General features: G+C 68.7%; 9 protein-coding genes. 6 read left to right on the forward strand and 3 right to left on the reverse strand.

Annotated elements, in window-relative coordinates; all coding sequences use genetic code 11:
- The first annotated feature begins 94 nt into the window (after positions 1-94).
- The 4 genes from NBX02_RS16860 (at position 95) to NBX02_RS16875 (ending at position 4,821) form a co-directional block, all read left to right on the forward strand.
- Positions 95-1,732: a sugar ABC transporter ATP-binding protein gene (locus tag NBX02_RS16860; protein ID WP_250282444.1), complete on the forward strand. Its 1,638-nt coding sequence runs from the start codon at positions 95-97 to the stop codon at positions 1,730-1,732.
- Entirely contained in the window at positions 1,729-2,772 is a 1,044-nt protein-coding gene (locus NBX02_RS16865) for an ABC transporter permease (RefSeq protein WP_250282446.1), read from the forward strand. Before NBX02_RS16860 ends, NBX02_RS16865 begins: the two co-directional genes overlap by 4 nt.
- Positions 2,773-2,842: 70 nt before the next feature.
- Positions 2,843-3,607 (forward strand): SDR family NAD(P)-dependent oxidoreductase, encoded by a 765-nt coding sequence (locus NBX02_RS16870; RefSeq protein WP_250282448.1) that lies wholly within the window; start codon positions 2,843-2,845, stop codon positions 3,605-3,607.
- Between the two features lie 92 nt (positions 3,608-3,699).
- Positions 3,700-4,821, forward strand: a complete 1,122-nt coding sequence (locus tag NBX02_RS16875; protein WP_250292130.1) for a CaiB/BaiF CoA transferase family protein — start codon at positions 3,700-3,702, stop codon at positions 4,819-4,821.
- Here the strand turns inward: NBX02_RS16875 and NBX02_RS16880 are convergent.
- Positions 4,770-5,612, reverse strand: coding sequence for an enoyl-CoA hydratase-related protein (locus tag NBX02_RS16880; protein WP_250292131.1), 843 nt, complete (start codon positions 5,610-5,612; stop codon positions 4,770-4,772). The genes NBX02_RS16875 and NBX02_RS16880 overlap by 52 nt on opposite strands.
- A 293-nt stretch (positions 5,613-5,905) precedes the next feature.
- Between NBX02_RS16880 and NBX02_RS16885 the strand changes: the two genes are divergently transcribed.
- On the forward strand, positions 5,906-6,259 hold the full coding sequence (locus tag NBX02_RS16885) for a TFIIB-type zinc ribbon-containing protein (protein ID WP_445548492.1): 354 nt from the start codon (positions 5,906-5,908) through the stop codon (positions 6,257-6,259).
- A 167-nt stretch (positions 6,260-6,426) separates the two neighbouring features.
- Here NBX02_RS16885 and dnaE read toward each other — a convergent pair whose 3' ends face one another.
- Together dnaE and NBX02_RS16895 are read right to left on the reverse strand one after the other, a co-directional pair.
- On the reverse strand, positions 6,427-9,996 hold the full coding sequence (gene dnaE, locus NBX02_RS16890) for a DNA polymerase III subunit alpha (protein WP_250282454.1): 3,570 nt from the start codon (positions 9,994-9,996) through the stop codon (positions 6,427-6,429).
- A gap of 398 nt (positions 9,997-10,394) precedes the next feature.
- A complete protein-coding gene (locus NBX02_RS16895) occupies positions 10,395-11,057 on the reverse strand; it encodes a Uma2 family endonuclease (RefSeq protein ID WP_250282455.1) in 663 nt (220 codons plus the stop codon).
- Positions 11,058-11,403: 346 nt separating this feature from the next.
- Here NBX02_RS16895 and NBX02_RS16900 point away from each other — a divergent pair, with 346 nt between their 5' ends.
- Positions 11,404-12,003: a hypothetical protein gene (locus NBX02_RS16900; protein WP_250282457.1), complete on the forward strand. Its 600-nt coding sequence runs from the start codon at positions 11,404-11,406 to the stop codon at positions 12,001-12,003.
- Positions 12,004-12,297: the final 294 nt, after the last annotated feature.

Genomic DNA, 12,297 nt, shown 5'->3' on the forward strand with positions numbered 1-12,297 from the left:
GTCAACCGCCGCGATGCCCGTGCCGCCCGGGATCCGTGGGACGGCACGGACATCGCCATACCGGACCACACAGCCGGACCACACAGGAGGACAGATGACCGCCGTCGGCGAGGCGCAGTCTCCGCGGACCACCGCTCCGGCGATCCGCGTCAACGCGGTCTCCAAGACCTTCGGTGGCACCCGCGCGCTACGCGATGTCAGCTTCGAGGTCCCCCGCGCCTCGGTACACGCGCTGTGCGGCGGAAACGGATCGGGCAAGTCGACGCTCATCAAGATCCTGGCCGGGGTGCACCAGGCTGACAGCGGCACGATCGAGATTGACGGCCACGTCCACGACGCGACCCGGACGAACCCGGGGTGGGCCGGTTCGAACGGGCTCTACTTCGTCCATCAGGCGGTGGGCACGTTCCCGTCGATGACGGTGGCCGAGAACTTCGCCGTCAGCTCGGCCTTCGGCGCGAGGAGCCTGGCTCCGGTCTCGTGGCGGGCGCTGCACCGGCGCGTCCAGAAGGTGCTGGAGCGGTTCGAGATCGACGTCTCACCAAAGACGATCATGGCGCAGGTTCCGCCCGCCACGCGGACGATGATCGCGGTCGCCCGCGCGCTGCAGTACGAGGCCGAGGCCGGGCGGGGCACGCTGGTCCTCGACGAGCCTACCGCGTCGCTTCCGGCCGAGGAGGCGCAGGCGGTGCTCGACGCCATGCGTGGTTACGCGCGGCGCGGCCACGCCGTCGTCTTCGTGTCGCATCGGCTGTCCGAGCTGCTGGCGGTGTCGGACAGCGCGACCTTCCTGAGAGACGGGCAGCATGTCCGGACCTGCGACGCCGCGGACCTCGACGAGAGCAGCCTGGTCCAACTGATCACGGGACATGCTCCGGTCGCGCCGAGCAGGAATACCGTCGGTACCGACCAGGCCGAGGTCCGGCTGCGGCTTGAGAACCTCGCGGTCGGATCACTGGACGACATCTGCCTGCAGGTGCGCGCCGGGGAGGTCGTCGGAATCGCCGGGCTGCTCGGCTCGGGCCGGTCGACGTTGCTGCAGTCGCTGTTCGGGGTCAGGCCGGCTCGGGGAGGCCGGGCGACCCTCGACGGCGTCGAGCTGACAGCCAACGACGTCCCCGCCGCCATCAGGGGCGGCATCGCCTACGTCCCCGAGGACCGCGCCGGACAGGCCGCGTTCGCCGAGCTTTCCGTACGCGCGAACCTGAGCGCGCCGAGCCTGCGGCGCTACTGGAACCGGGTCTGGCTGCGGCGTGCGGCCGAACGTTGCGACGCCCAGAGCGTCATCGAGCGATACAAGATCAAGGTCGACGGGCCCGAAGCGTACTTCGCCACCATGTCCGGCGGAAACCAGCAGAAGGTGGTGCTGGCGCGCTGGCTGGAACTGGCGCCGCGGCTGCTGCTGCTCGACGAGCCGACCCAGGGCGTCGACATCGGCGCCCGTACAGCGATCCACCAGCTCGTCCGCCAGGTCGCGGCCGCCGGGACCGCGGTGCTGCTCGTCAGCTCCGATCCTCAGGAACTCGTCGACGCGTGCGACCGGGTGGTCGGTGTCCACAGCGGGCGGATCACGGGCGAGGCGTCGGGCGCCGACCTGACCGTGCGGCGCTGTACCGAACTCGGTCACGGGCTGGGCGCACCGTCCGGAGCGCGCACACCGACGTCGCGCGCCCTCGGCCCACGGACACCCGCCACCCACCCACCGACCAGCATGGAGCCTCGAACATCATGACAGCGACCGCCACCGACCAGCGTCCGAACAGTCCCGCACCCCCCGGCTCAGGACGTCCGCCACGCCGTGCGAACTGGCCGGGCGGGGCGCGGTGGCTCTCCCTCGGCGAGCGGTTCGGCCTCCTGGTACTGATCGTTGCCATCATCGTCGCCTGGTCGGTGCGGTTCCCCGACACGTTCGCCACCGTACACAACTGGCAGATCATCGGCAGTTCACAGTCAGTGAATCTGATCATTGCGCTGGCGCTGATGGTCCCGCTCCTGAGCAACAACTTCGATCTCTCGGTCGGGTCCACCGCCAGCCTGGCGTCGATGCTCACCGCGGGCCTCATGGCGCGCAACGGATGGAACCTGCTCGAAGCCGTACTGATGGTTCTGGTCATAGGTCTGCTGATCGGGGCCGTCAACGGGCTGCTCGTCACACGGTTCGGGCTCAACGGGCTCATCGCCACCCTCGGATCGGCGACCGTGCTCGACGGGACGCAGAGCTGGTACAGCCACAACCTCAGCATCTCCTCCGGCTTCTCGCAGAAGCTGGTCGACTTCGGGACCGCCACGGTCTGGAAGATCCCGTGGCTGACCGTCGTCGCCCTGCTCATCGCGCTGGTGACCGGATACGTCGTCGCGCAGACGCCGTTCGGTCGCAGGCTCGTGGCTGTCGGGTCGTCGAGCCCGGCAGCCCGCCTGGTCGGCGTGCGAGTGGACCGACTGGTGCTGGCGAGCTACATGACGTCCGGAGGGCTCGCCGCGGCCGGCGGGGTGCTCCTGCTGGCGCAGCAGGGCAGCGCGACCCCCGGCACGACCGGCATCGGTGTCCTTCTCCCAGCTCTTGCCGCCGTCTACCTGGGAGCGTCCACGTGGACGCCCGGTCAGTTCAACGTCGTGGGAACGATCCTCGGCCTGGTCCTGGTCGCCGTGATCGTCAGCGGCCTGACCCTCGGCGGTGCCGCAACGTGGGTCAGCGGTGTTGCCGACGGCGGCGCGCTGATCCTCGCGGTCGGCGCGTCAGCGGCATTCAGACGCAGGCGGCGAGGCGCGTGACCTCTACACCGTTCGGTTCTGGCCAACCTGACCAGCCTGACCAACCTGGAAACAGTCGGATGGGAGAAACGTGAAGATCGAAGACAGTGTCGCGATCGTGACGGGCGGGGCGTCCGGACTCGGCCGAGCGGCCGCGACCGCGCTGGCAGAGGCCGGTGCCCGGATCGCGGTTCTGGACCTGCCCACGGCGCCCGGAGACGACGTGGCCAAAGGCCTCCCGACGGAGGCGGTCTTCGCGCCGACCGACGTCACGGACGAGGACGCCGTCACGGCCGCGCTGGACGCCGCCGCCGCACTGGGCGACATCCGCATCGTGGTCAACTGTGCCGGCGTTGGCACACCCGGCCGGATCCTGTCGCGCCGCGGCGAGGTCATGCCTCTCGCCCAGTTCGCCCAGCTCGTCCATGTCAACCTGGTGGGCACGTTCAACGTGATCCGGCTCGCCGCGGAGCGGATCGCCAGGGCGGAGCTGGTCGACGGCGAACGCGGTGTGATCGTCAATACCGCGTCGGTGGCGGCCTTCGACGGGCAGATCGGGCAGGTGGCCTACTCGGCGTCCAAGGGCGGCGTGGTGGGGATGACCCTCCCGCTCGCCCGAGATCTGGCCGACCGACAGATCCGGGTCGTGACGATCGCTCCCGGCCTGTTCAGGACTCCGATGCTGGAGGGTCTGCCGCAGCAGGCCCAGGACTCTCTCGGCACCCAGACGCCCCATCCGTCGCGGCTGGGCGAGCCGACCGAGTACGCGGCGCTGGTCGAGCACATCGTCGCCAACCCCATGCTCAACGGCGAGGTGATCCGGCTCGACGGGGCGATCCGGCTGGCACCCCGGTGAGGACACCCCTGCATGGCAGCCTCGACGGGCCCCTCCCGCGGGCCCGCGCCGGCTCCGCGGCGGAGGCCCGCGCGAGCGGACCGCTCAGCGGCGTGACAGTGCTGGAACTGCCGGCCATCGGGCCTGTGCCGTTTCTCGGCATGTTGCTGGCCGACCTCGGTGCGGAGGTGGTCCGTATTCAGAAACCGGCGGCGAAGCGCAGCAGCCTTGACGAGGTGTTCATCGCCGGCCCGCTCGGCCGCGGACGACGACACCTTGAACTGGACCTTCACGCGCACGGCGCGGGCGACGTCGTCCTGCGCCTGGCCGAGCGATCAGACGTTCTGATCGAAGGATTTCGTCCCGGCGTCGCCGAGCGCCTCGGCATCGGCCCCGACGAAGCGCTGTCCCGCAATCCTCGGCTCGTCTACGGCCGCCTGACCGGTTGGGGCCAGGACGGACCACTCGCGCGGACCGCCGGCCACGACATCACCTACCTCGCCATCTCCGGCCTTCTGCACGGAATCGGCACCAGACAGGGGCCGCCCACACCGCCGGTGAACTACCTGGCGGACTTCGCCGGCGGATCCCTCTTCCTCGGTATGGGGCTGTTGGCGGCGGTACTTCACGCCCGGACGTCCGGGGCCGGCCAGGTCATTGACGCCGCGATGGTCGAGGGCGCCGCATATCTCGGAACGATGACACGCACGCTGCTCGGCTCCGGCTCGTGGCGCGACGAGCGCGGATCGAACCTGCTTGACGGCGGTAGTCCGAACTACCGGTGCTACGAGTGCGCCGACGGCCGTTGGGTGGCCATGGGCGCGCTCGAGCCGCAGTTCTGGCAGACATTCTGCGAGGCCATCGGATCCGACCCGACGCAGGTGCCGTCACCGTACGATCGCGGCCAGTCGGATGCTGTCGAGTCATGGCTCACCGGCACCTTCAGGAGCAGGACCCGTGACGAGTGGGCCGAACTGTTCGCGCCCCTCGACGCCTGCGTGGCACCCGTCCTGAGCCTCACCGAAGCGCCAGAACACCCACACAACGTCGCCAGACAGGCCTACACCGAGTTCGAGGACACGCTGGTCGCGCTGCCTGCACCCAGGTTCTCCGGCACGCCGACGACCCTCGCCGCGGGCGGCAACGCCGCAGCCGACGGGCCGGAGATCCTGCGGCAGCTGGGTTACGACGAGACCGGGCTGGCCGCACTTCGCGCGTCAGGGGCGATCACGTAACCGGCTGCCGCGCCGAACAGCGGCCGACGGCTCTCGCTTCTTGCGGACAGGGCTTCAGCCAGATCAGGACCGTCGAACGACCGGTCCATCAGCCGGGCCGTACGCTCCAGCGCCCGCGTCTCGTTGTCCTCAAGGTCGGCGTACACCTGCGCCTTGATCACTGCCAGTGAGGTCGGCGCACAGTTCAGGGCGAGGTCGGTCGCGTACTCCACAGCCGCGGTGAAGACGTCAGCGACCGGCACGGCGAACTGCACAAGCCCCATCTCGAGGGCCTCGGCGCCGGTGATCACCCTTCCGCTCAGGAGCAGATCAAGCGCACGGCCGACACCGAGCGCACGCGGTAACAGCCACGACAGGCCATATTCCGCGACCAGCCCGAGGCGGGCAAAAGTCGTGGCGATCTTCGCCTCACGCGCGGCGAACCGAACGTCGCTGCCCATCATGTACGCGAAACCGATTCCCGCCACCGGCCCGTTCACCGCGGCTATGACCGGGGTGGACAGGCGATGCACAAAGCTGGGCATGTCCTCCTGCACCGGGATGAAGGCGCGTATGGCGGCTGGACCGCCACGGAGCACCTCGACGTCGGCACCAGAACAGAAGCCCCGGCCGCTGCCGGTCACAACAATCGCCCGCACGCGCGGATCCCGGTCCAGTTGACGCATCGCCACGGCATACGCATCCCCCATCGTGCGGGTGAACGCATTCAGGGTGCCGGGTCTGTTGAACCGCACCACGGCAACAGGTCCGTGATGATCGATCTCGATTTCAGCGGTCAACGCACTCTGCATCCCCTGATTCTGTCGCGGCCAGGGGAGGGCCGTTCGGGACGAATATGTACGCGCGTACAGGAACGCCGGCGCTCGGGAGGCGCACTATCACCGATCCGGGTGCGGCCGAACTGGTCAGCGATCTCGTGGGCGGTGCGCCCGGCGCGGTCCGCCTCGGTGGCGACGGTTCCGTGCACGGTGTGGGGGTACGACCCAGCCGCGCCGACGGTCCGAGCCGCGACCGACAGGCCGGTGTGACGTCCCCTGGCCGCATCCGGGACACCCGGTACGCTACTGGCGAATCGAATGATCTAATGGGCCGCACCGGGCGAGTGAGTGCGAGATGGGTGGGTTTCGTCGTGAGCTACACACTGCAGTGTCCCAAGTGCCACGGGGTGATGCGGACCTACAGCCGCAGCGGCGTGCAGATCGAGCAGTGCGACAACTGCCGGGGAATCTTCCTTGACTACGGGGAGCTGGAAGCCATCAGCCGGCTTGAAGGGCAGTTCAACCAGCCCCCGCCGCCCCCGCCGCAGTACACACAGCCCGCGCAGTACGCCCAGCCCGCGTGGGGCGTGCCGCATGGGGGCCACCACGGCGGGCACGGCCATCACGGCCATAGCGGTCACGGCCACCACGGCTTCGCCAAGCTGTTCTTCTCCTCCTGACCGGATCCGCAAGGGCTGTTTCTCGACGGCCGTATCCCGTGTCGTCACGTGACAGGGCCCCGGGACCGCACCGGATATCCGGTCGCGGCACCGGGGCCCTTTCACGTGGCGACGTCCGGTCGCGGAGGACGACATCGAGGGAGTGGACGGCCAGGCCAGGTGGCTGGTCAGGAGGCGACGGCCTTCGTGCCGAGCAGGCTTTTCAGGTCGCCCCAGAACGCCGAGGACGCGTCGACCTCCGGCCCCAGGCGCAGCAGGAGGTTGCTGCGGCGGGGGCTTTCCAGCCGGATGTGCACCGGGGTGTTCCCCGGATGGGTGGCCAGGATCAGGCGCAGCTCGTCGACGAGGCCCGGGGTCACCTTGTGCGTGGGCAGGGAAATCAGCACCGGCGGTCCGGCGTCCGGATTCACGCTCACGTCGAGTGTGGTCAGGTCGTGGGCGAAGATGCTGATGGAGCCGTCGCGTTCGTTGATGCGCCCGCGGACGGAGACCACCGCGTCGGGTACGAGCTGCTCGGAATACACCTCGTAGCTCTTCGGGAAGAACAGGACCTCGACCGACGCGTCCAGGTCCTCGACGGTGACGATGGCCCAGAGGTTGCCGTTGTTCTTGTTGACCCGCCGGTCGATTTTCGCGATCACGCCGGCGATCTGCACCTCGCCCTCACCGCGGCCGCTGTCGAGAAGGTCGATGATCCGGGTGTCCCGGTTGCGGTCCAGAATCCGCTGGGTGCCTTCCAGCGGATGGCTGGAGACGTACAGGCCGAGCATTTCGCGTTCCTGCGCGAGAAGTTCCGGGCGCGGCCACTCGGCGGCGCTGAGATCCAGCCCGAGGCCGATTTTCATCGACTCGTCCGGCTCGTCACCGCCACCGCCACCGCCACCGAAAAGGTCGAACTGGCCGAACGCCTCGTTGCGTTTCGTGCCGATGACGGCGTCGACCGCGGTTTCGTGGACCTGTGACAGGGCACGGCGGTTGTGCCCGAGGGAGTCGAACGCGCCCGCTTTGATCAGGGAGTCGACGACACGCTTGTTGCAGACCGCGATCTCGACCTTCTCCAGGAAGTCCGGGAACGACGCGTAGTCGCCCTTCCGTTCCCGGGTGGCGGCGATCGAGGCGACGACGTTCGCCCCCACGTTACGGATCGCGCCGAGGCCGAAACGGATGTCGTCGCCGACCGGGGTGAAGTAGAGCGTCGACTCGTTCACGTCGGGCGGCAGCACCCGGATGCCCATCTTGCGGCATTCGGCGAGATACACCGCCATCTTGTCCTTGTCGTCCCCGACGGAGGTCAGCAGTGCCGCCATGTACTCGGCCGGGAAGTTCGCCTTCAGATAGGCGGTCCAGAACGAGACGACGCCGTAACCGGCCGTGTGGGACTTGTTGAACCCGTATCCGGAGAAGGGGACCAGCACGTCCCACAGCGCCTGGGCGGCCTCGGTGGAGTAGCCCTTCTTCGCCATGCCGGCCATGAACTCCGCGTGGTTGGCGTCCAGCACCTCCTTCTTCTTCTTGCCCATGGCGCGGCGCAGCAGGTCGGCCTCGCCCAGGGTGTAGCCGGCGAGTTCCCGCGCGATGGTCATGACCTGCTCCTGGTAGACCACCAGGTGGTAGGTCTCGCCGAGAATGTCCTCCAGTCGGTCCTTAAGCTCGGTGTGGATCGGGGTGACGGGCTTGCGGCCGTTCTTGCGGTCGGCGTACTCGATGTGGGAGTTGGCCGCCATCGGCCCCGGCCGGTACAGCGCGAGAACGGCGGCGATGTCCTCGAACTTCGTCGGGGCCATCAGCCGCAGCAGGCTGCGCATGGGGCCGCCGTCGAGCTGGAAGACGCCGAGGGTGTCCCCGCGGGCCATCAGCTGGAAGGTCGGGGTGTCCGCCAGCGGGAGCTTCTGCAGGTCGATGTCGACGCCACGGTTCTTGCGCACGTTGAGGATCGCGTCGTCGATGACGGTGAGGTTGCGCAGGCCGAGGAAGTCCATCTTCAGCAGGCCCATGTCCTCGCACTGCGGGAACGGGAAACCCGTGATGATGGCGCCGTCGGCGTCCCGCCGGTGGATCGGCAGGACGTCCAGCAGCGGCTCGGAGCAGAGGATCACCCCGGCCGCGTGCACCCCCGTCCCGCGGGTGAGGCCCTCCAGCCCACGCGCGGTGTCAATAATCTTGCGGACGTCCTGGTCGGTCTCGTAGAGGCCGCGCACCTCGGCGGCCTCGCTGTACCGCTCGTGCGCGGGGTCGAGGATGCCGGACAGCGGAATGCCCTTGCCGAACACGTCCGGGGGCATCGCCTTGGTGATTTTGTCGCCGAGGGCGTACGGGTAGCCCAGCACCCGGCACGAGTCCTTGACCGCGGCTTTCGCCTTGATCGTGCCGAAGGTGAGGATCTGGCACACCCGGTCCTCGCCGTACCGCTCGGTGACATAACGGATCATGTCACCGCGGCGGCGTTCGTCGAAGTCGAGGTCGATGTCCGGCGGGGAGATGCGGTCGGGGTTGAGGAACCGCTCGAAGATCAGCCGGTGCTCGATCGGGTCGAGCTCGGTGACGCCGAGGACGTAGGAGACCATCGACCCGGTCGCCGAACCACGCCCCGGGCCGACCCGGATACCCTTCTCCCGGGCGTACCGGCAGATGTCGGCGACGACGAGGAAGTAGGCCGGGAAACCCATGTTGGCGATGACGCCGATCTCGTACTCGACCCGGTCGAGAACCTCCTGCGGCGGATTCGCGCCGAAGCGGTGCTCGACGCCGCGGGCCACCTCCTTGCGCAGCCACGAGAGCTGGTCCTCCCCCGCCGGGACGGGGAACCGCGGCATCCGGTCGACATAGGCGAAGACGTCGTCGTACGGCTCGACCCGTTCGGCGATCAGAAGCGAACTGTCGCACGCGCCGGGAACCTGGTCGTCCCACAGGTCGCGCATCTCCTCGGGGCTTTTCAGGTAGTAGCCGTCGCCGTCGAACCTGAAACGTTTCGGGTCGTCGAGCCGTTTCCCGGTGCCGACGCACAACAACGCGCTGTGCGAGTCGGCCTGGTCCTTGGTGACGTAGTGGCTGTCGTTCGTGGCCAACGGCCGCAGATCGAGCCGGCGGGCGACGTCGAGCAGGCCGTCGCGGACCTTCCGTTCGATCGCGAGCCCGTGGTCCATCAGTTCCAGGAAATAGTTCTCCGGGCCGAAGATGTCCCGGTAGGTGGCCGCGGCCTGCAGCGCCTTGTCGAACTGGTTCAGCCGCAGCCGGGTCTGTACCACGCCGGACGGGCAGCCGGTCGTGGCGATGATTCCCTCGGCGTGCTCGGCGATCAGCTCCTGGTCCATCCGGGGCTTGCGGTAGTAGCCGTCGAGCGAGGCGATACTGCTCAGCTGGAAAAGATTGCGCAGCCCCGTCGAGTTGGCCGCCAGCATTGTCATGTGGGTGTAGGCACCACCGCCGGAGACATCGCCGCCCTCACCGTCCGGATCGGCGTCGCGCTGCCCGCCGTCACCCCAGAAGACGGGTTTCTTGTGGTGCCGGGCCTCCGGTGCGACATAGGCTTCTATACCGATGACCGGTGTGATGCCGGCCTTTTTCGCGGCCTGGTGGAACTCGTAGGAACCGAACATGTTGCCGTGGTCGGTCATCCCCACCGCGGGCATGCCCAGCCGGGCCGCTTCGGCGAACAGCAGGCCGACCTTCGCCGCACCGTCCAACATCGAGTACTCGGTGTGCACGTGCAGGTGGACGAAGGAATCACCCTTGGACATTGGTCCCCTTTCGCACCGTACGGCCTCGACGAAGACCTTAACGCCTGGGCGCTCCCACCCGGGGCCTCCCCACATCGCGCGTCGAGTAGGCGTGTCGGACAGCCGCTCCCATTATCACAATTCGATCAACAATCGCAAATCAGGATGCTGGTCCTACGCATTGCCACGCCTTGTTCTACGCATTGCCATGCCCCGCCCACCGGACGCCGGAAGATCGAAGAATCGGCACTGGAAGCCAGCCACACCGTTCTCGGCCGATCACGGGCGGCTACAAGTATCCGCGTGCGCTCCGGACGGCCGGGCCGTCGACAGCGGAAGGACCGTACGGCCGCCCGGCCGGCCGGGCCCGGAGCCCGGCCCCGTGATCGTGGGTGCGCCGCTCGGGCCGGCGCGGCCGCTCAGAGCAACAGATCGGCGGGGCGCACGGTGACGGGGAAGGGCTCGGTGAGCTCGCGGCGGTCGCCGCCGCGGACGGTGTCGACGACCTCGTAGATGCCATGGCGGCCAAGCCGGTGGACGGTCATCGACGGGACCTGCGGATCGATGATCCAATAGGAACGGATACCGGCCTCCTGGTAGGCGGTCCGCTTGCGCCGGGTGTCGTACGTGCGGCCGTAACGGGAGAGGACCTCGACCACGAGGACGGGCAGGACCGCCTCCTGGTCGGGCAGGACGAGGACGTCCGGCTGGAACTTCCTGGTCACCGACACGGGCACGTCGAACGGCGCGATCAGAGTGCGCGCCGGGCCGACCTCACCCGCACGGAGGATCATCCCGAGGTTGAGCACGACCCGCTGGTGACGGTAGCTGGGGGCGGGGCTCACGACGACGACACCGTCGAGGAGTTCCCAGCGCCGCTGGCCGTGGGGCGCGTGCTCGAGGGCGTCGGCTGTGTAGCCGCCGGGCTCGACAGCCCGCAGGAAGGCCAGGCCCTCGTCGAAGTCGATCCGGCTGACCGGCAGCGGCCAGCCGGCCAGGCCGGCGATGTCCACCGGCCCGCCGGCCGGCTCGCGGGCCGGCTCGCGGGCAGCCGGGTCATGCTTTACCGCCACAGCTGTCATGGTGCCACTCCTTCGTTGACCGGACGGCACGTTTGCTGCAAAGCATACGCCATGGTGTGACGTTCCTCTGGCGATACGTCGACAGTGCCCACCCGGTAGATCTCCGCATCCACCCGCCGGATCTCCACCCAGTGGATGCCACCCGACATCTGCCCACCCGGTAGACGTCGGTCCGGCAGGCCACGGCAAACCCACGGGCCGAATCATCCGATTCATTGACACTTGTGCGAGAACAGTGGAACTCTCAGCCGTAAACGTCAGGGGGCGGCGGAGGTGCCGGTCGGCCGGCCTCAACGGAAGCGCACCTCCGCGCACAGGCGAGGTACACGATGATCAGCCGTACGCAATGATCAGCCGAAGCCGGCTGTTGGCGGTGGGCGGGGTGGCGTTCACGCTGCTGCTGGCGATGGTCGTCGTCGTCCTGTCGGGAGGCGCAGCCCTCCCGTTCGCGCTCGGCAGCGTCGGTTCCTTCGGCGTCGCCGGCGCCTCGATCGACACCGGCGAGCCGGCTCAGCCGGGCAGCTTCACGCTGGTACCCAGCATCGACGGGAACTCGGCCCCGGACGGCGGCCAGCTGCCGGCGGGCGAGATCTACATGAAACAGGCGCTGATCGACGGGCTGGTCCTGGAGAAGGCATTCGAACTGCCCGGCGGGCTGGGTACCTGGAAACTACGGATCAACGCTCCCGGACGGACGAAGGTGACCGGCCTCACGCTCGGCGCGTCCCGGATCTGCGTGGAATCGATCGATTTCCACGGGGTCGCCATCGACGCCGCCGGCGGCGCTCCGCTCGCCTCCATCCGGCTGGACGCCGGCCGGGTCGTGCTGGTCGGCGCCGGGGTCGAGGCGACGAGCCTGCGGTCGACCGGCCTCTCGCTGGGCAGCATCCAGGTCGGCATCGAGCGCGGCGGCTACGACCCGCAGAAATTCCGTTGCCTGGCATGAATGCTTCGCGCAAGCGGCCGGACGGCCCTCACACGAACGACCGGACGGCACGATCCCACCTTTTCACCGCTTTTGCGGCTTACACCGTTCTTACCGCTTTTGCTGCCTGGTTCTCCCGCTCCGCGGTTTCGTGGCCGTCGCCGGCAGGAGGCCCGGCGCCGGCCACGAAACGGTCCGGTGACGCGGGCCCGGTGGCCTGATGGCCCGGCCATGGCCAGCAGGGGCGGCAACGAACGTGTCCGCCACGCCACCGCGTCCGCACCGCCCGGCCCACCTGGCGAAGCCGGCCCACCC

The organism is Protofrankia sp. CiP1_Cm_nod1, from assembly GCF_920888515.1.
Taxonomy (GTDB): Bacteria; Actinomycetota; Actinomycetes; order Frankiales; family Frankiaceae; genus Protofrankia.